The organism is Microbacterium mcarthurae (assembly GCF_046064585.1).
Lineage (GTDB): Bacteria > Actinomycetota > Actinomycetes > Actinomycetales > Microbacteriaceae > Microbacterium > Microbacterium mcarthurae.
The window spans coordinates 43,936-68,287 of the sequence record NZ_JAROCE010000002.1; the positions used below are offsets into that span (position 1 = coordinate 43,936).

A 24,352-nucleotide genomic window follows, 5' to 3' on the forward strand; every position below is an offset into this window, starting at 1 on the left:
ACCGCGGCCGCACGTGCGCGTCAGGGACGCAACGGCGCCGAGTCACGCACGATGAGTCGCGTCGGCAGCGGGGTGCTCTCGCTCACGGTGTCGGGCTCCTCGACCATGAGGAGCACCTTCTGCATCAGGATCTCGCCCAGGGCCGCGAAGTCCTGACGCACTGTGGTGAGGGAGGGGAACACGAACGGGGCCTCGGGCACGTCGTCGAATCCCACCACCCCGATGTCTTCCGGAACCCGCAGCCCCCGTTCGCGCAGCGCCGACAGAACGCCGATGGCCATGTGGTCGTTGGCGACGAAGATGCCCTCGCCGGGAGCCAGGTCGGTCTCGGTCGCGATCCGGTAACCGCTCGCGGCGGACCAGTCGCCGTGCACGGGCGGGGTCGACTGCGCGCGGGCCGACGCGATCTCTTCGCGCCAGCCGCGGAGGCGCTCGACCGCGTCGGGGTTGCGCGCGGGCCCGGCGATGTGACGGACGGTGCTGTACCCCGACTCGAGCAGGTGCCGTACGGCCGCCCGGGCACCGCGATACTGGTCGATGGCGACGAGGCGCGGGTGCGGGCGGCTGGTCGTGGCCGCGGCCACGATGGGCACATCGATCTCGATCGCCTGCACGGCCGCGAGCACCTCGACGTCGACGACGATGAGCACGATGGCATCCACGCGCTGCTTCAAGAGCCCGTCGATCGCCGCGCGCACCGCGGCCACGTCGCTCTGCGGCGAGCTGATTGCGTCGACGTTGTAGCGGGCGGCGCGGGCGGCGAAGTTGAAGTTCGTCGCGATCGAGGAGGGGCCGTAATCGACGGTGCCGGGCGTGACCAGACCGATCGTGCGCGTGCGGCGGGTCACCAGGGCCCGGGCGGCGGGTGACGGGCTGTAGCGCAGTTGGGCGATGGCCTGCTCGACCCGCGCGCGCGTGGCCGGACGGACGTTGGGCATGTTGTTGAGGACACGCGAGACGGTCTGGTGCGAAACGCCGGCGAGCCGGGCGACGTCGAAGATGTTCGCGGTGCGGGATGCCTTGTCGTCAGCCATCGGACGCCCCCTCCTCCGCGGCCGGCTTGGCCACGAGCGCGAGGAGGGCGTCGGAGGTGAGTTCGGACGCGGGAAGGATCTGCGCGAGCACACCGTCGCGCATCACCGCGACGAGATGCGCCACGCGCAGCACTTCGTCGAGCTCGGCCGAGATGTAGACGATCGACAGGCCGTTGTCGGACAGTTCGCCGACGAGCCGCTGGATCTCGGCCTTCGCGCCCACGTCGATCCCCCGCGTGGGCTCGTCGAGCACGATGACGCGCGGCGACAACGCCAGCAACCGCGCCAGCAGCACCTTCTGCTGATTGCCTCCGGAGAGAGTCGCGACGGGGCGATCGATGTCGGCGGGGCGGATGTGCAGCGCCTCTACCCAGCTGGCCGCGAGCTCGCGGCGGCGCGCCGTGCTCAGGCGGTGGAAGATCCCGCGCTGAGCCTGCAGGGCGAGGGTGATGTTGTCCAGCACGCTGAGGTCGCCGATGATCCCTTCGGTCCGCCGGTTCTCGGATGAGTACGCCACACGTCGACGGATGGCTTCGCGCGGCGACGTCAGTCGCACCGGATCCCCGTCGATACGTAGTTCGCCGCCGTCGGGGTGGTCGACACCGGTGAGGGCGCGCGCCAATTCGCTGCGCCCCGAGCCGAGGAGCCCCGCGACCCCGATCACTTCGCCCTCGGCGATGTCGACGTCGGCGTCGCGCAAACGGGATCCGGATGCCAAGCCCCGGGCGCTGATGATCGAGGGACCGTCCGCGGGCTCGGGCGAGCGCTGCCCGAGCGGCGCCAGCGCGTCGGCGGCCGCGCCGAGCATCTTCTCGACCAGGTCGATGCGCAACAGCTCCCGCGTGCCGTACTCCCCCACGAGGCGTCCCCCGCGCAGCACCGTCACACGGTCGCAGATCTCGTACACCTGGTCGAGGAAATGCGAGACGAACAGGATCGCGATCCCCTGCGTCTTGAGATCGCGGATGACGCGGAACAGTTCGGCGACCTCGTCGGCATCCAGGCTCGATGTCGGTTCGTCCAGGACCAGCACCTTGACCTCGACCGAGACTGCACGGGCGATGGCGACCAGCTGCTGGACGGCGAGCGGATGGGTCGACAGGACCGACGACGGGTCGATGTCGACGCCCAGGGACGTCAGGGCCGCGGCGGCGCGCTCGCGCATCGCGCGGTGGTCGATCACGCCGAAGCGGCGAGGCTCGCGTCCGAGCGAGATGTTCTCGGCGACGGTGAGGTTCGGCAGGAGGTCGATCTCCTGGTAGACGGTCGAGATGCCGACCGCCTGCGCGTCGGCGGGGCCGGTGAACTGCACGGGGCGACCCTGGAGCAGGATCTCGCCCTGATCCAGTCGCAGGGCCCCGGTGATCGCCTTGATGAGGGTCGACTTGCCGGCGCCGTTCTCGCCCATGAGCGAATGCACCTCGCCGGGGCGCAGCCGGAAGTCGACGTCGGCGAGCGCCGACTCGACGCCGAAACGCACCGTCGCCCCGCGCACCTCGAGGAGGGGCGGGGCGACGGTCGACATGGGGTCAATCATGCCCTCGTGTCGACGGTGGAGCGAACATCCCTCGCGGGCGCGTCACTTGCTCAGCGCCGAGCGCGCCACGATGATGCGCTGGACCACGACGAACAGCAGCAGCAGCGCCCCGACCGTGATGCGCGTCCAGGACTGCTCGGCACCCGAGAACGAGATGATCGTGCGGATCAGGCCGTACACGAATACGCCGATCATGGAGCCGAGGACGAACCCGCTCCCGCCGGTGAGCAACGTCCCGCCGATGACGACAGCCGCGATCGTGTCGAGCTCGGTCCCCACGCCGTTGAGCGGGTATCCGGCGCCGGAGTACGCCGTCAGGACGATGCCGGCGAGGCCCGCGCACACGCCGCTGATGACGTAGACCGAGAGCTTTGCGCGTACGACGGGCAGGCCCATGAGACGCGCGGACTGCTCGTTCCCTCCGACCGCGTACACCGTCCGGCCGAACCGGGTGAAGCGCAGCACGAAGGCGGCGAGCGCAACGGTCAGGAGCGCGATGATCCCCGTCGGCGTGATGTACCAGCCGGCGAAAGCGAACCGTGTGGACTGCAGCCACAGCAGCCCTTCGTTGTCGACCTTGATGGACTCCAGGCTCACCACGAACGCGAGACCGCGCGCGAGGAACATCCCGATCAGCGAGGCGATGAACGGCTGCACGTCGAAGAACTGCACGAGCACGCCGATGAGCAGGCCGATCGCCGCGCCGATCAGGATCATGGCGGGCACCGCCACCGCGACCGGAACTCCGTCGGAGAGCATCTTGGCGCACAGGATGCCGGTGAAGGCCATGACCGCTCCCACGGAGAGGTCGATGCCCCCGGTGAGGATGACGAAGGTCATGCCGACGGCGAGGACGAGCAGGTAGGCGTTGTCGAGCAGGATCGAGGAGAGGATCCGCGGCAGCTGGAAGTTGGGGAAGTACGCCATGGATCCGGCGATCATGATCACCAGGATCGCGATCGCGGCGAACACCGGGATCCAGGAGACGTGACGGTTCAGGAACCGGCGGTACGAGGTCGTGGCGGCGGGGCCGCGCTCGGCGGTGAGAGTGACCATCAGGACAGCACCTTTGCGTCGGGTCGTCGGGTGAGGGGGCGCAGGGCCGCACGGCCCGCGGTCTGGAAGAACGCGCGGAACCGGCGCGACTGCAGCAGCACGACGATCAGCACGGCCGCGGCCATGAAGACGGGGCTGACGGCGGGCGGCACACCGAGGAACGTGATGGTGCTCTTCAGCGTCTGGATCGTGAAGACGCCCACCACGGTGCCGGCGAGGCTGAACTTGCCGCCCGCGAGCGAGGTACCGCCGAGGACCACGGCCAGGATGGCATCCAGTTCGATGTACAGGCCCGCGGCGTTGGCGTCCGCGGCCATGATGTTCGAGCTGTACAGGACACCGGCCATGCCGGCGAGCGTTCCGCTGGCGATGTAGGCGCCCCAGATGATGCCGCGCGAGCGCACACCGGCGAGACGGCTGGCCTCGGGATTGATGCCGACGGCCTCGGTCAGCATGCCGAGCGCGGTGCGCCGCTCGAGCACGCCGACGACGATGACCGCGACGATCGAGACGTAGAAGGCGAACGGCAGACCGAGCACGTACCCCTGCGCCATGAACTGGTACGGGTCGCTGTTGATCGTGGTGATGAAGCCCTTGGTGATCAGCAGCGCGACGCCGCGGCCCGCGAGCATGAGCACGAGGGTGGCGATGATGGGCTGGATGCCGAGCACCGAGACGAGGAAGCCGTTCCAGACGCCGAGGAGAAGAGCGCTTCCCACGGCGGCGGCAATGGCGACCATGACGACTCCGAGGTTGCCCGGGTCGGGCGAGGCCTCGATGATCGTCAGCGCCACCGCACCCGAGACCGCCATGATCGCCCCGACCGACAGGTCGATGCCGCGGGTGGCGATGACGAGGGTCATGCCGAGGGCGACGAGCATGAGCGGCGCACTGTTGCGCAGGATGTCGATCAGCGAGCCGTAGAGCTGGCCGTTCTGCACCGTGATGCTGAGGAACGACGGCCGCGAGATCGTGTTGACGGCGATGAGCGCCACGAGCGCCGCGATCGGCCACACGAGGCGGTGCGAAAGGAACTTCTTCATGCGATCTTCTCCCGATCGGACGACGTTGTCTCGGGCTGCCCCTCGGCGATGTAGGCCACGAGGCCGTCGAGGTCGACGTCATGGGTGGCCAGCTCGCCGATCTTACGACGGTCGCGCAGCACCGCCACGCGCTGCGCGATGCGCAGCACCTCTTCGAGCTCCGAGGAGATGAACACCACCGACAGGCCCTTCTCAGCCAGTTCGGCGACCTTGCGCTGGATGTCGGCCTTCGCGCCGACGTCGATGCCGCGCGTGGGCTCGTCGAGGATGAGCAGCTCCGGCGCGGTGGCGAGCCACCGGGCCAGCAGCACCTTCTGCTGGTTGCCGCCGGAGAGGTTGCGGATCAGAGCGTTGGGATTGGCCGGGCGGACGCCGAGCGCGGTGATGTACTCGTCGACGATGGCCTGCACCTCGGCGGAGCCGAGCTTGCGGAGCGCACCGCGGCGGGCCTGCACGCCGAGGATGATGTTCTCGGCGACCGTGAGGTCTCCGACGATCCCCTCGGCGCGGCGGTCCTCTGACGAGAACGCGATGCCGCGATCCAGCGCATGCCGGGGCGACCCCAGACGCGACGGTTTCCCGTCGACCTCGACCTGCCCCTGGTCGGCGCGATCGGCGCCCGCGATGAGGCGGGCGAGCTCGGTGCGTCCCGACCCCAGCAGCCCCGCGAGGCCGACCACCTCACCGGGGTACACCTCGAGGTCGATCGGTTCGAGGGCGTTCTTGCGCGCGAGGGAGACGGCTTTGAGCACGGGCGTGCCGGACCGGTCGATGGCGCGCTCGGCGCTGGCGGAGATGGCATCCAGCTCTCCGAGCTCGCGGCCGATCATCTTCGCCACCAGCTGCTCCCGGCCGAGCTCCGCAATCGGGTACTCGCCGACGAGAGTGCCGTTGCGCAGGACGGTCAGGCGGTCGGAGATCTCGTAGATCTGGTCGAGGAAGTGCGAGACGAACAGGATCGCGACGCCGCGGTCGCGGAGGCTCCGGATGACGGCGAAGAGCTGCTCCACCTCGCCCCGGTCGAGGCTCGAGGTCGGTTCGTCGAGGACGAGCACCGTGGTGTCCACGACCATCGCGCGGCTGATGGCGACCAGCTGCTGCACGGCGATGGAGTGACTGGCGAGGATCGAGCGGGTGTCGATGTGCAGGCCGAGCTCGGCGAGCGCTTTCGCTGCCGCGGCGTGGGTCGCGCGCCAGTCGACCATCCCGGCGCGACGGATCTCGTTGCCGAGCATCACGTTCTCACCGACGGATAGGTTCTGGCAGAGGTTGACCTCTTGATAGACGGTGGCGATGCCCGCGGACTGGGCGTCGGCGGTCGAGCGGAACAGACGTTCCTCGCCCTGGACCCGGATCGTGCCGGAGTCGATCCCGTAGACGCCGGTCAGCGCCTTGATGAGGGTGGATTTGCCGGCGCCGTTCTCTCCCATGAGGGAGTGCACCTCACCGGGGTAGAGGGTGAAGTCCACGCCGTCGAGCGCCTTCACTCCGGGGAAGGAGATGCTGATACCGCGCATCGCGACGACGGCAGCGCGTTCGGATGTCATGCTCGATCGCTTTCTCAGGGGGTGAGCGGAGGGTGTGCGGGGCCGGAGCCGGCCCCGCACACCCGGGATGGGACGGACGCGGGGTGCGTCCGCGAGGGATCAGTACTTGCGGTCGGGCAGAGCGGCCTTGGCCTGCTCCTGGTCGAACGCCTGGTCTTCGACGATGTACTGCTTGTCGACCGACTCGCCGGCGACGACCTTCTTCACGACCTCGGCGGTCTTCTCACCGAGCAGCGGGTTGCACTCGACGATGTAGTTGAACTCGCCCTCGGCCAGGGCGGTCATGCCGTCCTTGACCGCGTCGATGGTGACGATCTTGATGTCCGTACCGGGCTTCAGGCCCGCGGCCTTGATGGCGTCGAGCGCGCCGAGACCCATGTCGTCGTTGTGGGCGAACAGCAGGTTGATCTGCGAGCCGTACTTCTGCAGGAAGCCCTCCATGACCGTCTTGCCCTCGGCGCGGGTGAAGTTGCCCGTCTGCGAGTCGAGCACGGTGATGTCGGTGCCCTCGATGGCCTTGGCGAAGCCGGTCGCACGGTCGGTCGCGGCGGACGAGCCCGTCGTGCCCTCGAGGATCACGAGGTTGGTCGGCGTGGAACCGAAGTTCTCGGCGACCCACGTCCCGGCCGTCTCGCCCTCCTTCTCGAAGTCGAGGCCGATCCAGCTGGCGTAGAGGTCTTCGGATGCCGAGACCGTGCGGTCTTCGAGGATCACCGGGATGTTGGCGTCCTTGGCCTCCTGCAGCACGTCGTCCCAGCCGTCGGTGACGATCGGGGCGAGCACGATGGCGTCGACGCCCTGGTTGATGAAGCTGCGGACGGCGGCGATCTGCGCCTCCGGCTTGTTGTCGGCCGCGTTGAAGATGAGGTTGAAGCCGTTCTCTTCCGAGAACGCCTCCTTCATCGACTCGGTGTTCGCGCTGCGCCACCCGCTCTCCGAGCCGGTCTGCGCGAAGCCGACGGTGATGACGTCGTCGCCGCCGCCACCTGCGGTCGAACCGCCACCCGCACAGCCGGTCGCGGTCAGTGCGATCGCGCCAACGAGCGCGAGTCCGGCGAGGGTCTTCTTCGCCTTCATGTTGAAACCTCCTCGTTTCGCCGGCTGCGTCGCCGGTTCATGTGATGCAGCCCCTCGGGCGGGCTGACCCCTGAATGTTAGCGCTCACACTGCGCGCCGTGTCAAGAACAATTTGCAACGGGAATGTCACGGCGCGAGCCATGTGAAGCCTCACATTCCTGCGCCGCTCGCGTACGGCGTGTGTCGTCGCGTTTCGCGCCCGACCCCTTCCCTCGCGGACGCGGGATACCGTCGAGGTATGACTTCACTGCCGCAGGGGCGACCCGAGAGCACGCCGGCGATCGGCACGACGGTCACCGCCGACGATTTCAAGCGCGCCTTCCGCGGGCATCCCGGCGGCATCGCCGTCATCACGGCGTATGGGGAGCACGGGCCCGTGGCCCTCACCGCGTCCTCGGTGTCGTCGGTCTCGGCCGACCCGCCGCTGCTGATCTTCTCGGTCTCGAGCCTGTCGTCGGCTACGCCCACGATCGTCGCCGCGTCGACGATCGTCGTGCACCTGCTCGACGCCGAGGACATCTCGCTCGCCCGCGCGGGTGCCACCAGCGGCCTCGACCGATTCGCCGACACCTCGACCTGGACGCGCCTGTCCACGGGCGAGCCCGTGTATCACGGCGTGCGCGCCTGGCTGCGGTGCGCCGTGGTGAGCCGGATGGATGCCGGCGGCTCGACGGTCATCGCCGCACAGGCCCTGCAGGTCAACGTCGAGCGCGACCTGGAGCCCGGCGAGCCCGGCGCCGCCCTCGTCTACCACAACCGCACCTGGCACCGCCTCGGCGAGCACTCTCGGCTGGACTGACGCCCGCGGGCGGTCGGTGACGAGGGCCGTGCGCGGTCACCGCGGGCCGCCGCCTGATCTCGACCACATCGGACCGGTACGATCGCCGCGCTCAGTGCGCGGCATCCGCCTTCTCGCCCCGCGAGAACACGCGGCGGATGCCGGTGACCACGCCGACGATGACGAGGCCCAGGACGAGACCGAAGACCGCCGAGATCGCGGTGTCGACGATCCACACGACGACGGGGCCCGCCGCCTCGACGAGGTGGGTCACGGCGTGCACGAGGTCGAGGGGCCCGTGCCACAGGGTCTCGGCGAGATTGGCGACCACCAGGTGTCCGCCCACCCACAGCATCGCGACGGTGCCGATCACGCTGATGACGCGGAAGACGGCGGGCATGGATGCCACGACCCGCGCGCCGAAGCGGCGCACCCCGCGTGCCGGGCTCTTCATCAGGCGCAGTCCGATGTCGTCGATCTTCACCAGCAGTGCGACGGCGCCGTAGACCAGCACCGTCATCCCGAGGCCGATGACCACCAGGGCGCCGAGTGTCATCCAGATGCTGAAGTCCGGGTCGAGGCTCGACAGCGCGATGAGCATGATCTCGGTGCTCAGGATCAGGTCGGTGCGCACGGCGCCGAGGACGAGCTTGCGTTCATCGCGGGGACCGTCGTCGGCGTGCTCGTGAGACACCCCGAACCACTCGAGCACCTTCTCGGCGCCCTCGAAGCACAGGAACCCGCCGCCCACGATGAGCAGGAACGGCAGCACGGCGGGCGCGAACGCGGTCAGCAGCAGCGCGATCGGGATGATCACGACGTACTTGTTGATGATGCTGCCGAGGGCGATCTTCCACACCACCGGAAGCTCTCGCGCGGGGGTGATGCCCTGCACGTACTGCGGCGTCACGGCGGCGTCGTCGATGACGACGCCCGCCGTCTTCGCGCTCGCCTTGAGGGCGGCGCTGAGGATGTCGTCGACGACGGCGAGCAGACCCACGGACATACGCGATTCTCCCTGGATGAAGGGCTGCCGCGGGAGCCGCGTGCAGTGACGGAGTCGTCAGAGCGACCCTAACCCTCTCTCGCGGATCCCGGGTGAAGAGCGGTTTCACCCGCCGTCTGTGCGCACCTCGCCCAGACCCCGCGGGCACGCGACGGGCGCATCCTGGAACGATGCTCGCGCTGGCCACGCTTCCCGCTCTCGTCCTCGCCGCCGTGTTCGCCGTCAGCGGCGCGGGCAAGCTCCTCGATCTCGGCGCCGCGCCGTCGACGCTGCGCGCACTGCGGATCACGCAGCTCCCGGCGCGGCCCACCGTGGCCGCGGTCGCCACCCTCGAACTCCTCACTTCCGCGGGTCTGCTGCTGGGCACGGGGCCGACGGCCGTCACGGCATCGTGCGTCGCGCTGGCGCTCACGCTGCTGTTCCTCGCGACGGGGATGCGCGCACAGACGATGGCCTCGACCGACGAGTGCGGGTGCTTCGGGCCGGTGGCATCCACGCGTGTCGGCCCCGCCATGACCGCGCGCAACGCGAGCCTCTGCGCGCTCGCCGGCCTCACGCTCGCCGGCGCGGTGGTGGAGCCCACGCTCCCCTCGCTCGCCGTGCGCCTGATCTCGTCGCCGCTCGCGACGGCCGGGGTCGTGCTCGGCACCGTCGCCGTCGCGATGATCGCCTCGTCGCTGCGTATCTCCCCGGCCGATCCCCCCGCCGACGGCGTACCGGATGCCGCGCTCATCACCCCCGACGGGGACGTGGTCGTCCCGCGGCAGCGCGCGCTGCGAGGCCGCGCGCAGCTGCTGCTCTTCGTGCGCCGGGGGTGCGCCTCGTGCGAGAACATCATCGCCCGGATGACCTGGGACGGGGAGCTTCTCGAAACGCTCGTCGACGTGCGCCTCATCGTGCCGGTGGGCGACGGTTCCCCCCTGGCCGCCGCCGAGGAAGGAATGCACGCCGACCCGTCGGGAGAGTTCGCGGCAGCGCTCGGCATCCCGAACGAACGGCCGGCCGCGGTGCTGCTCACCACGTCCGGCGAGCTGCTGCACCCCCTCGCCGTGGGCGGAGACGCGACCGCCGCCTTCATCGACACGATGCTCGCGGCGGCGGCCGAGGCCCGAACCCCGCGTTCCGACGAGGATCGTTCGACACACTGAGAAACGACGGTCCCGGCGTTTCGACATTCGTCCCTACCGCGCCTCCAACGACCTGGCTAGGGTGAAATTCGTCCCGCTCCGGGAGGAAAGAGGCATCCATGTCATTCATCACTCGCGGGTTCTCCGGACGCCGGGCCGAGCGCGATCCGCCTCTTCCCCCCGGTCAGACCCTGGTGGGCGATTGGCCGGTTCTCTCGGCCGGACCCACGCCCGAGATCGACCCGGACGACTGGGAGTTCGTCGTCCGCACCGAGAACGGCGAGCACCGATGGAACACCGCCCAGCTGCAGGCGCTCGGGATGGAGGACATCACCGTCGACATCCACTGCGTCACGCACTGGACCAAGCTCGACATGCCGTGGCGCGGCGTCTCGCTCGACCGCATCTTCGACGAGGTCGAGACGGCGCACGACTTCGTCATGGCGCACTCCTACGGCGGGTACACCACGAACGTCCCCCTCGACGACTTGCTCGACGGAAAGAGCTGGATCGCGTTCGAGGCCGACGGCGAGCCGCTGACGCCCGAGCACGGCGGGCCCGCGCGTCTGCTCGTGCCGCACCTGTACTTCTGGAAGAGCGCCAAGTGGGTGCGGGGTCTGGTGACGATGCCCGACGACGACCCCGGGTTCTGGGAGCAGAACGGGTACCACCTGCACGGCGACCCGTGGCAGGAGGAGCGGTACTGGTGATGCGGCGCCGGACCGCCTGGCACACCGCGACGGTCGCCGACGTGCGGGCCGAGACCCCGACCGCGAAACGCCTCGCACTCGACGTACCGACCTGGCCGGGCAACGACGCCGGCGCGCACCTCGACCTGCGACTCACGGCTCCCGACGGCTACCAGGCCTCGCGGTCGTATTCGATCGCGTCGTCGGGCGACGGTACGCGGGTGGTCCTCGCCATCGACGAAGTCCCCGACGGCGAGGTGTCGCCGTTCCTGGTGCACGACCTCCGGGCCGGCGACCAGATCGAGGTGCACGGCCCCCTCGGAGCGTTCTTCGTGTGGACACCGTCGACCGAGGCCGCGCCGCGACCGGTGCAGCTCATCGCCGGCGGCTCGGGGGTCGTGCCGCTGTACGCGATGGCCCAGGCGCACGCGGCGAGCGACGACGCGAGCGAGTTCCGGCTTCTCTACTCCGTTCGGACCCCGGGCGACGTGTTCTTCGCCGAGGAACTCACGGCCCTCGCCTCCACGGGGTCGCTCCATCTCGACATCGTCTACACGCGCGCCGCTCCCCCGGAGGCATCCGTTCCCCCCGCCCGGCTCACGGCCGAGCGGCTGCGCGACGCGGTCGTGCCGGCCGAGCACTCCCCGCGCGTGTACGTATGCGGCCCGACCCCGTTCGTCGAAGCGGTCTCGCGCTGGCTCCTGGACGCCGGACACAAGCCCGGCGATATCCGCACCGAGCGATTCGGAGGCTCGTGATGGACGTTCTCGACGGCAATGCGCTCGCCGGCCGGCTGGCCGACCTCCTCGGGTGGGACGCCACCGACTCGCGCGTCCGCTGCCGAGCGTGCGGGGACGGGGGCGCCGTCGCCGAGGTCGTCGTGTACGCCAGCGCCATGGGGGCCGTCGCCCGCTGCCGATCGTGCGACGCCGTGCTGATGACGATCGTGGATGCCGTCGCCGGGCGCTCGTGGTTCGGGATGCCGGGGATCGACGCGCTCGAGGTGCAGCGGGGGTAGGGCGAGCGTGCCGGGGAATGCCCCGGCCGGGGACCCGGGTCGGGCCCGCCGACCGGGGTATGCGGCGGCGGCCCCGACCTTGGGTTCACGCCTCAGAGTTGCTGCAGCCAGACGTCGTCGATCTGCTCCCACGTCCCGCCGCCCGCGCCATACAGGCCCGCGTGCAGTCGGATCGTCGTGTTCGCGCCACTGTTGAAGGAGACGACGTACCGGGTGTACCCCACGGCGGCCTGGCCATGTCGGAGTTCGCCGATGACGGTCTCCGTCGTCGTCTTGGCCCCGACCCAGGCATTGTTCACGTTGCCCGAGCTGCGCACCCAGACGATCAGCCGGTAGGTGGTGTTCGGGCTGACGGCGACGGTCTGACGCAGTGCTCCCCACCCCGTGCCGGACGTCGCGATCCACCCGTTGTCGAGCCCGGAGTGCGCCTTACCGGCATTCACGTCGACCCCATAGGTGAGGCCGCCTTGACTCCACCACGGTGTCGTACCGGCGGAGATCGCCGTCTGCGTCTCGAATCCTCCGTCGGTGACCAGGTCGATGCCGAGCGTCGAGGGGGAAGCCTGCAGCTCGTGCGCCCCCATGTCCGTTCCCAGGCCGACACCCCGTGGATTGCCGGCCAGATCCGTCGCCGAGGGCGTGGTCGTTCCGTTGTCGACCGCAGGGCTGGTCTGCACCGGTCGGTAGTCGCGGGCTGCGGGGTCCACGAAGGCGGGCGGCGCGATGATGTCGCCCGACCCGAGCGCGTAGTTCAGCCTCACCGACGGGGCGAACAAGTTGTGGTCGTGGGGGAAGTTGAAGACGCCGAACCTGCCCGATGTCTGGAAGACGTTGTTCTGAATCGTGGCCCAACTCGCGCTCGGCGACGGCCCGGCCTCGCGGTAGTAGTACCAGTCGAACAGGGTCGCCGAGTCGAGCGAACGGATCACCGTGTTGTTCTGCACCACGTACCCGCTCGGCGTCGTCGTGGTGTTCCACGCGATGAACTGCTGATAGTCGTCGCTGACGTTCTCGCTCACGGTCACGTCGGACGTCGTGGTCTCGGTGACCTCCAGGAACCCCTGCGACCCGCGCGAATAGTTGTGGTGGATGGTGATGTCGTCCTTGGAGTAGAGGAACCCCTCGATCTCCACCGCCCCGCCGTCAGCGCCGTAGGGGCTGTTCGTCGATCGGCAACCGAGGAAGTCGTTGTAGGCGAGTTCCACGCCGCTGTTGTTGACCGAGACGCCGATCGCTCCGTACGAGGTCTGGATGCCGGAGTCCGGTCCGCGGTACGCGATGCGGAGGTTCTGGAAGGTGTTGTGCAGCACTTTCGATTCGGCCCCGTAGGTCTTCACCCCGACGCCGACGTCGGTGAAGGTGCTGTCCTGCACCAGGACGCCGGTCCCGTTGCCCGTGATGGCGACGGCACCGCTCCGCTCGTATTTCGGGCCCCGGATTCCGACGCCGTCGGCATTGTCGAACACTGCCCCGTTGGTGAAGGACAGGTCTTCGACGGCGACGTAGGGAGCGTCGACGAGCAGCATGTTCCAGCCCCCCGGGTTGGTCAGAAGAGGCTGTGCACCGGAGCCGTACGCCGTCACGGTGACCGGGTTGGTGCTCGTACCGCCACCCGAGATCGTCGCCGAGCCGGTGAAGGTGTCGCCTCTCTCGAAGGCCACGACATCTCCGGGGGCGAGGGTCTGACTGCTCACCTTGGCGAGGGTCCGCCACGCGGCTGCGGGCGAGGTTCCCGCGTTGGAATCGTTCCCGCCCGTCGCATCGACGAAGTAGACCACTCCCCCGGGCCCGGCCGTGGGGTTTCCGGACGTCGACGGCCGGGCCCCCGTCGCAGGTGACAGGGGATCAGCGCTGGCCGGTGGCGCAACCGCAATGCCCGTGACAAGAAGCGCCAGGACGCCCAGGGACGCCGCGCCGGCTCGAATGGATGGCATGTCTGCTCCTTTGCAGTGAGTGCGCTGGCTGTCTCAGCGGTCGGACCGTGCCAGCTGAACGATCCGTGAGGCGGTTGCCACGGCGTGTTCCGTGGCGTGACGCACCGAGTCGCCCCGAGCGAGGCGAGCGGCGATCGCACCGGCGAACGCGTCGCCGGCGCCCGTCGTATCGACGACCGTGACAGCGGGCGCCGGCACGAGGTCGAACGCACCATCGACCGCGACATAGGCCCCCTGCGCGCCGTGGGTGTCGACGACGGAACGGCACAAGGCCGAGAGCTCTCGTGCGAGACCTGCCACATCCGCCCCCCGCGGCCCGCACAGCAGTTCGGCTTCGTGGCGGTTGACCACGAGAGGATCAGCCATGGCGAGCAGGCGCCGATCGAAGGCGATCATCGGGCTGGGATTCAGCAGGAATCGGGCGCCGTTCGACTCGCACCAGTCCGCCGCGCGGTACACCGCCTCGAGCGGAACCTCTAACTGGGAGAGGACGACGCGTGGGCGCTTACGCTCGAGCGAGGCGAAGACTCGATCGGCCGTGAGGTCGGCGTTGGCCATCGGGACGACGACGATGCTGTTCTCCCCGTCGGGCGTGACGGTGATGTACGCCCGCCCCGTGGGAAGGGCGGACACGTCCAGCGCGTCGAGCATGACGCCCGCCTGTTCCAGCGCGGTCCGCGCCGCTTGGGCTGCCGCGTCGTTGCCCACGGCGGCGATGAGAGCGCACCGCGCGGCGGAGGCTGCGGCGATGGCCTGGTTAGCGCCCTTGCCGCCGATGACTTCGTCGACCGTCCGCCCCGCGACGGTCTCCCCTGGCCCGGGTCGCCGATCACAACTGATCACGATGTCGAGGTTCACCGACCCCACCACCGCCACTTCCACGGGGGAGTCGCCTCGCCCCGCGTTCACTCCTTGCTCCCGGTGCTCGCGACCGACGTGACGAAGTAGCGCTGCAGTGCCAGCAGGATCACTGCGGGGATCACCGCCAGAATCGCGGTCTCGGCGAAGACGCGCCCGTAGTCGGTGGAGAAAGCCCCGAAGGATTTGGCGATCGCCACCGGCGCCAGATCCATTGCCTGCGTGGAGGTGATCAGGATCGGCCAGAGGTAGGCCTGCCACTGGAACAGGAACAGGATGAGTCCCGCCCCGATCAGCGCCGGTCGCGTCAGCGGGAGATAGATGGACCGGTAGATCCGGAACCATCCCGCTCCGTCGAGGTGTGCAGCCTCCGACAGGGAGCGGGGGATGCCCAAGAAGAACTGTCGCAGCGTGAAGACGGCCAGACCGTTGCCCAACCCCGGCAGGATCAGGGCGATGAGAGTGTTGGCCAGACCCCAGTCCGAGACCGTGCGCGACAGAGGGATCGCGATCGCCTCGAAGGGGATGAGGAAGCTGAGCACGACCACGGTGAAAACGGCACCACGACCACGGAACGGGATCACCGCCAGCGCGAATGCGGCCGCTGAGCTCACGAGAAGTCCGAGAGCGACCGTGGCCGCCGCCACAACCAGACTGTTGCCGAGTGCGGTGAGGAACCCGCTGTCGACGGCCGAGCGGAGATTGTCCAGAGTCCACTCCTGTGGCCAGAGCACGTGCCAGCTCAAGGGGGAACTCGAGGCGAAGGTCTCTGTCGCCGAGCGGAACGTGCTCGCGAGGAGCCAGAGCACGGGCGCGAGGAAAGCGAGGGAGATCATCACCGCCAGGGCTGTGAGGATCGCCCGGGACAGCGGGCGGGCATGTGCGTTCATTCTTCGGTCGCTCCGTTCCCCAGCAACCGGAACTGGACCGCGACGATGGCGATCATGAGCAGGAGGAGCACGACGAGCTGGGCCGACGCCTGATAGGGGTCGCTCAGCTCGAAGCTGCGATGGAAGATGTCGTACATCAAGAAGTTGCTCCGACCCTCGGGCCCTCCCCCGGTGAGGATCTGTACGGGCGCGAACAGCACGAAATTCGACACGGTGTCGGCCACCAGGACGAATAGCAACGGGCGCTTCAGCATCGGCAGCGTGACCGAGAAGAAGGTGCGCAGCGGGCCGGCCCCGTCGATGCGCGCCGCCTCGTAGTAGACGGGCGGGATGTCGTTGAGTCCCGCGATGAGGAACATCATCCAGTACCCGATGCCGATCCAACTGGCGAGCACGATGATGGACAGCAGCACCTGATCGGGGCTGGTGAACCACGGCTGCGCCGGCAGGCCGAACAGCTCCAGCAGTCCGTTGACCGGACCGTCCGGGCGCAGCGCGATGCCCCACACGATCGTGCTGCCGGCGAGCGGAACCGCGGCGGGAAGGAAGATCAGCGTGCGCCAGAGCCCAGAACCGGGCAGGTTCTGCGTCAAGAGCACCGCCAGGAGTAGCGCGAGGAGGATCTGCAGCGGATTGACGATGACGTTGAAGATCAATGTCTGGACGACACTGTTCCAGAAGGCGGGGCTGGAGAACATCTGGGCGAACAGGTCGAGGCCGACGAACTCCGGTTCGGCGAGACTGCCGGGAAGACCGCTGCGCGTCGCGTTGACCAGGGCCACGATCGTCGGCCAGATGCGCAGGACCAGGATGAGGACCACGGTCGGCAGGAGGAAGCACACCGCCGCGAGCAGGTCGCGACGCACGGTCCGGTGACGTCCGCGCCGAACGGGTGGGGGGTCGGCCGTGGGGGCGGCGACTCGATCGGCGTGATCGAGCTGATGTGTAGCCAAGGTCATCGTGTGTCTCCAGACGGCCGGCACCGGGGGCGAGCCCCGGTACCGGCGGGGCGGACTACTGGCGGTACTTCGCCCAGGCGTCGTCGAGTTGGGTAGTCGCCGAAGCGAGAGCCGTCTTGGCATCCGTGCCGTTGATGATGTCGTCGAACGTCTTCGTCATGATGTCCTCGAACTCGACGTACCCGACGGTCTGCAGGCGCAACGTGGCTGTGGTGGCCAGCTCGCTCTTCATGAGATCGACCACCCCCGTGAACCGCGGGTCCGTGAACACCTCGGCGTCGTAGAACTTCGCCGAGCCCTCGAGGTTCGACGGGGGGACCGCCAGCGCGGAGAGGTACTGCGCGTAGCCTCCGTCGTCGATGCCCATGAACTTCAGGAAGATCGCGCTGGCGTTGGCTTTGTCCGCGGTCGCCTGGGGGTTCATCCCGAGGGACCAGCCCCCCGTGGGCGTCGCCGCCTCACCACCCGCGAACGCGGGGAAGGGCGCGATGCCGAAGTCGAGCCCAGCCTCGCCGACGAACTGCGTTCCCCACCACGGTCCACCCACGTAATACGCGACCTTGCCCGCGGCGAACAGGTTGGGCGTGTCCGCGACGGCAACCCCGCGCGGCGAGAGCCCGTCGGCGAAGATCGAGCCGTACCAGCTGAACGCCTTCTCCCAGCCGTCGTTGGTCACGTCCGGCGTCAGGTTTCCCTCTCCGGTCCCACCGGGGCCGCCGCCGGCGCTCTCCGCCAATGGCTGCAGCTGGTAATAGCGGTCGATCTGATCGAACAGCAGACCGTACTGCGCACCGGCGTCCTGCGCCTTCTTGGCGTCCTCGGTGATCTGCTCCCACGTCTCGCGGTCGTCGGGGGTGGCGCCGGGCGCGCTGATCCCCGCGGCGGCAAGGAGCGCCTTGTTGTAGTACATGATGTTGGTCGAGGTCTGGTACGGCATCGTCACGACCTTGCCGTCCACGGTCGCCGCCTCCAGGCTCCCCGGGTCGACGGCGGAGGCGAGGTCGGGGAATGTGTCCGTCAGGTCGGTCAGCCAGCCTCGGGCCGCGTACGCGGCGGTTCGCGGCATGTCGACGTCGAAGACGTCGATGGCGTCCTGCGACGACGTCAAGCGTGCCGCCAGCACGCTGTTGAAGTCATCGAACGGCACGGCCTCGTAGTTGACGGTGATGTTGGGGTGCGCCGCCTGGAACGCGTCCAGCACCGGCTGAATCTGCTTGGCGTCGTAGGCGGCGCCCGCGTACGTGATCGTGATCGGCTCCGTCGGCTCGGTCAGACTCGACGGCGCCACGCCGTCGATCGTTCCCGGGCCCCCTGATCCGCTGCACGCCGTCAGCGCCGCGAGCGCGAGGGCGGCTCCGGCACCGGCGGCAAGCCAGCGGGTCACGTCGTTGTGAGTTCGCATGTCGGGTTACTCCTTGCTGTTTCTTTCAGATGCCCGGATCGGGCGCCGGTGTGAGGGCGATACGGTCGAGGAACAGTCGGCGGAAGGCGTCGACGTCGGTGTCCACGGCGACCGTTGCGTTCGACGGTGCGGGGACGGTGAGCGAGAGGCCGCGGTCTGCGACGACCAGGCCGCGAGCCAAGTCACTGATCAGTTCGACCTCCACGTGCGCGGTGTCCCACTGGCAGATACCGGGGTCGAGGTGCGCGGCGATGACGAGGGGGTCGTGCAGGAAGCAGCCGAACTCGTGTTCCGCACGCTTCGGGAAGGCACGTGCGAGGTAGTCGATCCACGCGTGAGTGCACTCCCCGACCCATTTCGAGAAGGGATCCACGGACGCCAGCATCTGATCCGCGTCGTCGCGCGTGAGCAGGACCCGCGACGTCTGGTCGAGGCCGACCATGGTGATGCGGCCCCCGCTACGCAGGACGACGTCGAGCGCCTCGGGGTCGACGTACGCGTTGAAGTCGCCGACGACGGTGATGTTCTGGGCGTAGGTGGTGGCGCTTCCCGCCATGAGGACGAACTCCCGCACGTTCGCCGCGAATGCGGGCGAGCGACGGATCGCCACGGCGAGGTTGGTCATGGGACCGATGGCCAACACGGTGATCTCGCCCGGGTAGCGCTCTGCCTGCTCGATCATCCAGTCGGCGGCATCCGACTCGGCTGTCGGACCGCGCAACTCTCCCGGGTCGCGCGGCCCGCCGTGCCCGGGGACGGCGTCGAACAGAGCCCGAACGGAGGCCATGTCACGGGTCAAGGGCGCGTCGGCTCCCGCGAGGACGGGAAGGTCGGTCACTCCCAGGCGATCGACGAGGTTGCGGGCCACATGCACCCCGGTGGAGAGGGTCACGTTGCCGTTCACGATGGTCAGGCCGAGCACCTCGAGCTCCGGCGCGCGGATGGCGAGGGCGATGGCGAGACCGTCATCGATATCGCTGCCGGGCTCGCCGAGTCCCGGGTCGGTATCGATGATGACTTTCCGCCGGCTCATCACAGAACCGCCTTGCATGCGGTCGGCAGCGCCACGTGCGCCACGGCGAGAGTTCGCGCGGCGAGCTCGTCGATCGTGACCCGGTCGAAGTCGCGAATGCTGCTGCGCACGTGGTGGTGGGTCGTGCCGACGAGCTCCGCCGGGATCGCCTCGTCGCCGTGCAGCGCTCCGTACACGCTCCCCGTCGTCGCGGCGGACGAATCCGTGTCGCGTCCCGCCGCGATGGTGAGGGCGACGGAATCGGTGAAGCCCTTCCCCCAGAGGAGGCCCGCAGCGATTGCGGCGGCGTTGTGGAGGGTGTGCACCCAGTTGTAATGGCCCAGCTCGCGGTCGATCCAGTCGAGCGCATCGACCTCGTTCGCGCCGCTCCGGTGGAGCTCCCGGATGCCGTCGAGGGTAGCCGCGAGGCGGGAGCCGTCGGGCACGAACCGACGCGCGACGGCGAGCGCTTCCTCCGCACTGTCGGTGGAGAACGCCGTCGCCACCAGCGCGGCGGCCCACATCTCTCCGTAGATGCCATTCTTGACGTGCGTGAGGCGGGCGTCGATGAGGGCGAGCCGAACGGCCGCAGCGGGATCGCCCGGCTGAACGTACCCGAAGATGTCGGCCCGGATGAGCGCGCCGATCCATTCGCGATACGGATTGTCCACGACCGCCGTCTGGGGCGCGTGCAAGCCGTGGATGAGATTGCGGTAGGCGGCCCGCTCGGCTGTGAACGTCTGGGTGAACGGGATCCTGTCGAGCCACTCCGTGGCGATGTCGTCGGTCGTGAGGTCACGGCCGTACCGCTCGATGAGGTGCAGACCGAGGATGGTCCAGTCGATGTCGTCGTCCCGGGGCACGTCCGTGAACAGTCCGGCCGAGGCGACCGGCGCGGATTCGTGCAGGTGCGAGACCCCGTTCGGGAGCGGCTCCAGCAGCGCGACGTATCCGGTTTGCGGCCACTGTCCCGCGGCGCGCAGGTAGGCTTCCACTTCGCCGCGCGACAACCCCTCGATCGGCTTCCCGAGCGTGTTTCCGACGGTCCGCCCGAGCCAGGCGCCGCGAAGGCGCCCGGGCAGCTCGTCGGGGTCGACCGCCCGGGCGGCGACGTCCGAACCCAGCAGCCCCAGCGTCACCGGGTCGCTCGGCTCGTCGAAGGACCAGTCCGCTCGCATCGGAGCGCCAGCGAGCTCTTCTCGGATGCGCGCGAGTGCATCCAGATCCGATGCGGCCGCCGCGGCACGCGCTCGCGTCGTCAGATCGCCGGTGACGTACCCGGAATGGGCGAGCTGTTCCGCTTCGTCGGGGACGAGGTCGCGGGGGTCGAGCGCTGAGTGCACGGGGACTTCCTTCTCCCGGGAGGGCGTGGTCGTGACGGCCGGGGGCGCGTCAGGATGTTTCGCGGGTCATGAGCACGTGCTGAACCAACACGTGACGGTGGGTGGTGGTCATCCCCTCGGCGATGCGGTGGAGCAGGAGCTCTCCGGCCGCGCGGCCAATCTCCTCGGCCGGGATGCGCACCGTCGTCAGGGCCGGGCGGACGAGGGAGGCGGCGTCGATGTCGTCGACGCCGATGAGGGCCACATCCTCCGGGACGGCCAGGCCGCTGCGTCGCGCGGCATCCAGCGCCCCGATGGCCATCATGTCGTTGGCGCAGAAGACCGCGCTCGGCCGGTCGTGCCGGGCGGCGAGCCTGGCCATGGCGTCGAATCCGCTCTCACGCGTCCATTCGCCGTGCTCGATCATCTCCGGCTCGACCGGGAGGTCGAGGTCCTGCATGGCGCGCAGATACCCCAGGTATCGCGGCTTCCCGGGTGTGTGGTTGAGGGGCCCCGTGATGGTCGCGATCCGGCGGTGTCCGAGCAGGTGGAGGTGCATCACGGCGTCCGCCGCGATCCGCTCGTCGTCGGCGGTGACCCAATCGATCGGGAGCTTCGACGCGCCCGACCCCACCGCGACGACCGGGATGCCGGCTTCGCGGAGGCGCGCGATGTCGTCATCGACATCGCTGACGGCGATCACCACGCCATCGGCGCGCCTTTGAATCGCGTCGGCCACGAAGGCGTGCGTGAGCGCCCCTTCACCCGCGCCCGCGTCGAAGAGCATGACGACCTGATCCTGGTTCGAGACCGCGGCCTGCAGACCCCTCGCCAGAGCCGGGTAGAACGGGTTGGTGATGTCCTGTGCGATCAGGGCGATCGTGTTGCTCCGGTTGCGGTTCAGTGCCTGCGCGAAGAAGTTCGGGCTGAAGCCGAGGTCGTCCATGACCTTCTCGACGCGCCGGCGGGTCTCAGCAGAGACCGGCCGATTGCCCGAGAGCACGTGCGACACCGTGGTCTTGCTCACACCCGCAGCCGCGGCGACCGCCTGGATGGTGACCGGGGCGGCGGCGGGCCGCGCATCTCCCGTCGCGTCCAAACCGGTTTTACGCGCGCTCATTCATAACCTCCGCATGACGACTTCACAAGATCGTGGAATCAGTGCAAACTGTTTGCAAACTAGTTTGCGTAATGCGAGAGTATACGTGCGGGGATGGAGCGTCAAGATCCCGTGCAGAATCAACCGGCCGGCGTAGCCCCGGGTACGCAGGACGGCGCCCCCGGGATCTTTCCGGGGGCGCCGTCCGCGCTCCTCAGCCCCCGAAGTCGAAGACCGGAGCCCCGGCTACCCCGACGGGCACCGCCACCACGCGACCGGCGAGGGGCTCCTCCCCCGCGGCGACGCCCTGACGCGAGGTCGTGACGTAGAGGACCGGGTCGTCACCGCCGAACGCGCATGAGGTGGGATTCGTGACCGGCAGCGGAATGACGTGGTCGAGCCGCCCCTCGGCGTCGTAGCGGTGCACCGCGGCACCACCCCACATCGCGACCCACACACCACCTTCGGCGTCGAGGGCCATGCCGTCGGGTGACCCCGCGTCGTCGGCGCTCGCGCGCGCGAACACCCGCGAGGCGCCGAACTCGCCGCGATCGGGGCCGTAGTCGTAGGCGCGGATCTCGCGGGTCAGGGTGTCGGCGTGCAGCGCCGTGGTGCCGGCATCCGTCCACACGAGTCCATTCGGGATCGACACCCCCTCGAGCGCGACGTGGACGGAGAGATCGGGGTCGAGACGGTACAGGCGCCCGCCGCCCGGTCGCACGTCGTAGGCCATCGAGCCGCAGAAGAAACGTCCCGCCGCGTCGCACGCGCCCTCGTTCATGCGCACCGCGGGGTCATCGAACACCGGGATCCGCCCCACGACGGCGAGGTCGTCGTCGAGCAGTGCGAACCCGCGCTCGACCGCGGCGACGAAGCCCCCACCGCGGCGACGCCGGATCACGCTCAGCACGTCCGCGACGTGAGCTCGGTCGACGGATGCCGGCTCCCCGGCGACGGTGATGAGGTCGCCGGCGAGCATGTCGACGTGGCGCAGGGTCCGGGTCACGGGGTCCCAGAAGGCTCCCTCGCCGTGGTCGACCGCGGGATCGCCGATCCAGCGGGCCGCAGACGTCGTCGGGGGCTCAGAGCCAGCCACCGTCGACCACCCACTTCTGCGCGGTGCACATCGCCGAGTCATCGGCGGCCAGCCACAGCACCATCCGCGCGACATCCGCCGGGTACACCTTGTCGGCCAGGCTCTGACTCCGGCGAATGTGCTCCTCCGCTTCGGGCGTCACCCAGTCGCGCATCTGGCGCGCCGTCATCACCCACCCGGGGATGACGCAGTTGACGCGAATCCGGTCGGGACCGAGCTCGCGGGCGAGCGTGCGCGTGAGACCCTCGATCCCCGCCTTGGCCGTGATGTAGCCGACGAGATCCTGCAGATCGATGTGCGCGCTGATCGAGCCCATGTTGATGATCGAGCCCCCGCCCGCGGCCCGCATCATCGGGGCGACAGCGCGCGCGGCGAAGAAGTGGTGGCGGAGGTTCACCGCCTGGCGATCGTCCCAGTACGCCACGTCGAGCTCGTCGATCGTGTGGCGCAGGTCGTGCGCGGCGTTGTTGACGAGGATCCGCACGGGACCCAGCTCGGCACCGAAACGCGCGATGGCGTCCTCGAGCGCGGGAATGTCGCGCACATCGCACGGAAGGAAGCGCGCGGCCTCGCCGAGCTCGGCGGCGAGCGCCTCCGCTGCGGGGACGTCGATGTCGACGAACCCCACGCGAGCGCCCTGCGCGACGAGGTGGCGGACGATCTCTTCACCGAGGCCGGTCGCGCCGCCGCTCACGACGGCGACGCGTCCCGCCAGGCTCGGATAGTTCGCGTACGTCATGCCGGCACACCTCCCGGGACGATCACCGCGCGCCCGACGGCGCCGGCGGCGAGAGCGGCGAACGCCTCGTTGACGCCGTCGAGCCGGTAGCGGGTGCCGATGAGCTCGTCGAGCGGCAGGAGTCCGGCCCGGTAGAGCTCGAAGATCGCGGGGAGGTCGAGCGCCGGGACCGAGGACCCGTACAGCGACCCGACGATCTTCTTCTGCCGCTGCACCAGCTCGTTGATGGGGACGTCGAACGTCTGCCCGACGGCACCGAGACCGACCGCGACCGCGGTGCCCAGGGGCCGCAGCATCCGGACCGCGGTGGTGAGGGTCTGCGGGCGCCCGACGGCTTCGACGACCCATGCCGCGCCGCCCGGCGCCAGCGCGAGCACGTCGTCGACCGGGTCGCCGTCCCCGGCGAGCACGGTGTGCGTCGCTCCGAGACGGCGGGCGAGGGCGAGCTTGTCCTCGTCGACATCGACCGCGATGAGCGGGTGGGCCCCGGAGAGCTTCGCCCCCATGACCGCCGCAAGGCCCACACCGCCCGCGCCGATCACGACGACGGGCTCGCCGAGGCAGCGGCCGATGACGTTGCGCGCGACGCCGACCCCGGTGATCACGGCGCAGCCGGCGATCGCGGCGATCTCGGCGGGAATGTCGTCGGGCACGGGCACAACGCTGCGCTCGTGGACCACGACCCGCTCGGCGAAGCTCGACGCTCCGAGCAGGTGGTGCACGGGCCCGTCGGTGTCGCGCATGCGCGTCGTTCCGTCCAACAGCCCACCGGACTGGGCCTGGACGGCGCCCATCTCACACAGGATCGGGGCCCCGACCATGCACTGGCGGCATCGCCCGCAGTTGGGGCGCCACAACAGGGCCACCCGGTCGCCGACGCGGATCGCACCGCTCGTGCGTTCGCCGACCGCTCGCACGCGGCCGGCACCTTCATGACCCGGAACGACGGGGAGGGGGCACCGCAACTCTCCCCGGAGGTAGTGCAGGTCGGAGTGGCAGACCCCCGCCGCCTCGATCTCGACGAGGATCTCCTCGGGGCCGGGGTCGGCGAGTTCGATCTGCTCGATCCGCGGGGGCTCACCGGTCTGCCGCAGCACGGCGGCGTGGATCAGGGACGGCATGGAAGCTC

Annotated in this window: 23 protein-coding genes; 5 read left to right on the plus strand and 18 right to left on the minus strand. The window is 69.4% G+C overall.

The features are described 5' to 3' along the window. Positions 1–20: 20 nt before the first annotated feature. The 6 genes from P5G46_RS06875 to P5G46_RS06900 all read right to left on the minus strand — a co-directional run bounded on the left by P5G46_RS06875 (position 21) and on the right by P5G46_RS06900 (position 7,294). Positions 21–1,034: a LacI family DNA-binding transcriptional regulator gene (locus P5G46_RS06875; RefSeq protein WP_239276446.1), complete on the minus strand. Its 1,014-nt coding sequence runs from the start codon at positions 1,032–1,034 to the stop codon at positions 21–23. Beyond that, the gene (locus P5G46_RS06880) at positions 1,027–2,559 is read right to left on the minus strand and encodes a sugar ABC transporter ATP-binding protein (RefSeq protein ID WP_375095224.1); all 1,533 of its coding nucleotides are present in this window, start codon (positions 2,557–2,559) and stop codon (positions 1,027–1,029) included. The genes P5G46_RS06875 and P5G46_RS06880 overlap by 8 nt, the downstream gene beginning before the upstream one ends. Positions 2,560–2,613: 54 nt before the next feature. Continuing rightward, the gene (locus tag P5G46_RS06885; protein WP_239276444.1) at positions 2,614–3,627 is read right to left on the minus strand and encodes an ABC transporter permease subunit; all 1,014 of its coding nucleotides are present in this window, start codon (positions 3,625–3,627) and stop codon (positions 2,614–2,616) included. After that, complete coding sequence (locus P5G46_RS06890; RefSeq protein WP_408905309.1) at positions 3,627–4,670, minus strand: ABC transporter permease; 1,044 nt, start codon at positions 4,668–4,670, stop codon at positions 3,627–3,629. Before P5G46_RS06890 ends, P5G46_RS06885 begins: the two co-directional genes overlap by 1 nt. Beyond that, the gene (locus P5G46_RS06895) at positions 4,667–6,217 is read right to left on the minus strand and encodes a sugar ABC transporter ATP-binding protein (RefSeq protein ID WP_408905310.1); all 1,551 of its coding nucleotides are present in this window, start codon (positions 6,215–6,217) and stop codon (positions 4,667–4,669) included. The genes P5G46_RS06890 and P5G46_RS06895 overlap by 4 nt, the downstream gene beginning before the upstream one ends. Positions 6,218–6,316: 99 nt before the next feature. Next, complete coding sequence (locus tag P5G46_RS06900) at positions 6,317–7,294, minus strand: ABC transporter substrate-binding protein (protein ID WP_239276440.1); 978 nt, start codon at positions 7,292–7,294, stop codon at positions 6,317–6,319. A 238-nt stretch (positions 7,295–7,532) separates the two neighbouring features. On the opposite strand from P5G46_RS06900, the gene P5G46_RS06905 reads away from it, so the two are divergent. Beyond that, positions 7,533–8,093: a flavin reductase family protein gene (locus P5G46_RS06905; RefSeq protein WP_408905311.1), complete on the plus strand. Its 561-nt coding sequence runs from the start codon at positions 7,533–7,535 to the stop codon at positions 8,091–8,093. 91 nt (positions 8,094–8,184) lie between these two features. On the opposite strand, the gene P5G46_RS06910 is transcribed toward P5G46_RS06905, so the two are convergent. Continuing rightward, complete coding sequence (locus P5G46_RS06910) at positions 8,185–9,078, minus strand: DUF808 domain-containing protein (RefSeq protein WP_239276438.1); 894 nt, start codon at positions 9,076–9,078, stop codon at positions 8,185–8,187. Between the two features lie 170 nt (positions 9,079–9,248). On the opposite strand from P5G46_RS06910, the gene P5G46_RS06915 reads away from it, so the two are divergent. From P5G46_RS06915 to P5G46_RS06930, 4 genes are all read left to right on the plus strand, one after another. Continuing rightward, positions 9,249–10,226 (plus strand): MauE/DoxX family redox-associated membrane protein, encoded by a 978-nt coding sequence (locus P5G46_RS06915; protein WP_239276437.1) that lies wholly within the window; start codon positions 9,249–9,251, stop codon positions 10,224–10,226. Between the two features lie 98 nt (positions 10,227–10,324). Beyond that, on the plus strand, positions 10,325–10,915 hold the full coding sequence (locus tag P5G46_RS06920; RefSeq protein ID WP_408905312.1) for a molybdopterin-dependent oxidoreductase: 591 nt from the start codon (positions 10,325–10,327) through the stop codon (positions 10,913–10,915). Continuing rightward, on the plus strand, positions 10,915–11,652 hold the full coding sequence (locus tag P5G46_RS06925; RefSeq protein ID WP_239276448.1) for a ferredoxin reductase: 738 nt from the start codon (positions 10,915–10,917) through the stop codon (positions 11,650–11,652). The genes P5G46_RS06920 and P5G46_RS06925 overlap by 1 nt, the downstream gene beginning before the upstream one ends. Next, complete coding sequence (locus tag P5G46_RS06930) at positions 11,652–11,912, plus strand: DUF6510 family protein (protein WP_239276435.1); 261 nt, start codon at positions 11,652–11,654, stop codon at positions 11,910–11,912. Before P5G46_RS06925 ends, P5G46_RS06930 begins: the two co-directional genes overlap by 1 nt. Positions 11,913–12,004: 92 nt before the next feature. On the opposite strand, the gene P5G46_RS06935 is transcribed toward P5G46_RS06930, so the two are convergent. The 11 genes from P5G46_RS06935 to P5G46_RS06985 all read right to left on the minus strand — a co-directional run bounded on the left by P5G46_RS06935 (position 12,005) and on the right by P5G46_RS06985 (position 24,344). After that, positions 12,005–13,846: a choice-of-anchor Q domain-containing protein gene (locus P5G46_RS06935; protein ID WP_239276434.1), complete on the minus strand. Its 1,842-nt coding sequence runs from the start codon at positions 13,844–13,846 to the stop codon at positions 12,005–12,007. Positions 13,847–13,879: 33 nt separating this feature from the next. After that, positions 13,880–14,755: a ribokinase gene (locus P5G46_RS06940; RefSeq protein WP_408905313.1), complete on the minus strand. Its 876-nt coding sequence runs from the start codon at positions 14,753–14,755 to the stop codon at positions 13,880–13,882. Continuing rightward, positions 14,752–15,594, minus strand: a complete 843-nt coding sequence (locus P5G46_RS06945) for a carbohydrate ABC transporter permease (protein ID WP_375095215.1) — start codon at positions 15,592–15,594, stop codon at positions 14,752–14,754. Before P5G46_RS06945 ends, P5G46_RS06940 begins: the two co-directional genes overlap by 4 nt. Further along, complete coding sequence (locus tag P5G46_RS06950; RefSeq protein WP_408905314.1) at positions 15,591–16,553, minus strand: carbohydrate ABC transporter permease; 963 nt, start codon at positions 16,551–16,553, stop codon at positions 15,591–15,593. The genes P5G46_RS06945 and P5G46_RS06950 overlap by 4 nt, the downstream gene beginning before the upstream one ends. Before the next feature lie 55 nt (positions 16,554–16,608). Then, positions 16,609–17,955 (minus strand): ABC transporter substrate-binding protein, encoded by a 1,347-nt coding sequence (locus tag P5G46_RS06955; RefSeq protein WP_375095213.1) that lies wholly within the window; start codon positions 17,953–17,955, stop codon positions 16,609–16,611. A gap of 25 nt (positions 17,956–17,980) precedes the next feature. Then, positions 17,981–18,988: a nucleoside hydrolase gene (locus P5G46_RS06960; RefSeq protein ID WP_375095212.1), complete on the minus strand. Its 1,008-nt coding sequence runs from the start codon at positions 18,986–18,988 to the stop codon at positions 17,981–17,983. Then, positions 18,988–20,310 (minus strand): ADP-ribosylglycohydrolase family protein, encoded by a 1,323-nt coding sequence (locus P5G46_RS06965; protein WP_239276428.1) that lies wholly within the window; start codon positions 20,308–20,310, stop codon positions 18,988–18,990. The genes P5G46_RS06960 and P5G46_RS06965 overlap by 1 nt, the downstream gene beginning before the upstream one ends. A gap of 49 nt (positions 20,311–20,359) precedes the next feature. Beyond that, entirely contained in the window at positions 20,360–21,409 is a 1,050-nt protein-coding gene (locus tag P5G46_RS06970) for a LacI family DNA-binding transcriptional regulator (RefSeq protein ID WP_239276427.1), read from the minus strand. 193 nt (positions 21,410–21,602) lie between these two features. Continuing rightward, complete coding sequence (locus P5G46_RS06975) at positions 21,603–22,484, minus strand: SMP-30/gluconolactonase/LRE family protein (protein ID WP_239276426.1); 882 nt, start codon at positions 22,482–22,484, stop codon at positions 21,603–21,605. After that, positions 22,471–23,223, minus strand: a complete 753-nt coding sequence (locus P5G46_RS06980) for an SDR family NAD(P)-dependent oxidoreductase (RefSeq protein WP_239276425.1) — start codon at positions 23,221–23,223, stop codon at positions 22,471–22,473. The genes P5G46_RS06975 and P5G46_RS06980 overlap by 14 nt, the downstream gene beginning before the upstream one ends. Continuing rightward, positions 23,220–24,344, minus strand: coding sequence for a zinc-binding dehydrogenase (locus P5G46_RS06985; protein ID WP_239276424.1), 1,125 nt, complete (start codon positions 24,342–24,344; stop codon positions 23,220–23,222). Before P5G46_RS06985 ends, P5G46_RS06980 begins: the two co-directional genes overlap by 4 nt. Between the last annotated feature and the right edge of the window lie 8 nt (positions 24,345–24,352).

Coding starts and splice junctions, on each gene's coding strand:
- P5G46_RS06980 (WP_239276425.1), bottom strand. CDS start 23,223: ATGACGTACGCGAACTATCCGAGCCTGGCGGGACGCGTCGCCGTCGTG.
- P5G46_RS06960 (WP_375095212.1), bottom strand. CDS start 18,988: ATGAGCCGGCGGAAAGTCATCATCGATACCGACCCGGGACTCGGCGAG.
- P5G46_RS06930 (WP_239276435.1), top strand. CDS start 11,652: ATGGACGTTCTCGACGGCAATGCGCTCGCCGGCCGGCTGGCCGACCTC.
- P5G46_RS06955 (WP_375095213.1), bottom strand. CDS start 17,955: ATGCGAACTCACAACGACGTGACCCGCTGGCTTGCCGCCGGTGCCGGA.
- P5G46_RS06910 (WP_239276438.1), bottom strand. CDS start 9,078: ATGTCCGTGGGTCTGCTCGCCGTCGTCGACGACATCCTCAGCGCCGCC.
- P5G46_RS06915 (WP_239276437.1), top strand. CDS start 9,249: ATGCTCGCGCTGGCCACGCTTCCCGCTCTCGTCCTCGCCGCCGTGTTC.
- P5G46_RS06900 (WP_239276440.1), bottom strand. CDS start 7,294: ATGAAGGCGAAGAAGACCCTCGCCGGACTCGCGCTCGTTGGCGCGATC.
- P5G46_RS06970 (WP_239276427.1), bottom strand. CDS start 21,409: ATGAGCGCGCGTAAAACCGGTTTGGACGCGACGGGAGATGCGCGGCCC.
- P5G46_RS06925 (WP_239276448.1), top strand. CDS start 10,915: ATGCGGCGCCGGACCGCCTGGCACACCGCGACGGTCGCCGACGTGCGG.
- P5G46_RS06945 (WP_375095215.1), bottom strand. CDS start 15,594: ATGAACGCACATGCCCGCCCGCTGTCCCGGGCGATCCTCACAGCCCTG.
- P5G46_RS06905 (WP_408905311.1), top strand. CDS start 7,533: ATGACTTCACTGCCGCAGGGGCGACCCGAGAGCACGCCGGCGATCGGC.
- P5G46_RS06880 (WP_375095224.1), bottom strand. CDS start 2,559: ATGTCGACCGTCGCCCCGCCCCTCCTCGAGGTGCGCGGGGCGACGGTG.
- P5G46_RS06950 (WP_408905314.1), bottom strand. CDS start 16,553: ATGACCTTGGCTACACATCAGCTCGATCACGCCGATCGAGTCGCCGCC.
- P5G46_RS06890 (WP_408905309.1), bottom strand. CDS start 4,670: ATGAAGAAGTTCCTTTCGCACCGCCTCGTGTGGCCGATCGCGGCGCTC.
- P5G46_RS06985 (WP_239276424.1), bottom strand. CDS start 24,344: ATGCCGTCCCTGATCCACGCCGCCGTGCTGCGGCAGACCGGTGAGCCC.
- P5G46_RS06920 (WP_408905312.1), top strand. CDS start 10,325: ATGTCATTCATCACTCGCGGGTTCTCCGGACGCCGGGCCGAGCGCGAT.
- P5G46_RS06885 (WP_239276444.1), bottom strand. CDS start 3,627: ATGGTCACTCTCACCGCCGAGCGCGGCCCCGCCGCCACGACCTCGTAC.
- P5G46_RS06935 (WP_239276434.1), bottom strand. CDS start 13,846: ATGCCATCCATTCGAGCCGGCGCGGCGTCCCTGGGCGTCCTGGCGCTT.
- P5G46_RS06895 (WP_408905310.1), bottom strand. CDS start 6,217: ATGACATCCGAACGCGCTGCCGTCGTCGCGATGCGCGGTATCAGCATC.
- P5G46_RS06875 (WP_239276446.1), bottom strand. CDS start 1,034: ATGGCTGACGACAAGGCATCCCGCACCGCGAACATCTTCGACGTCGCC.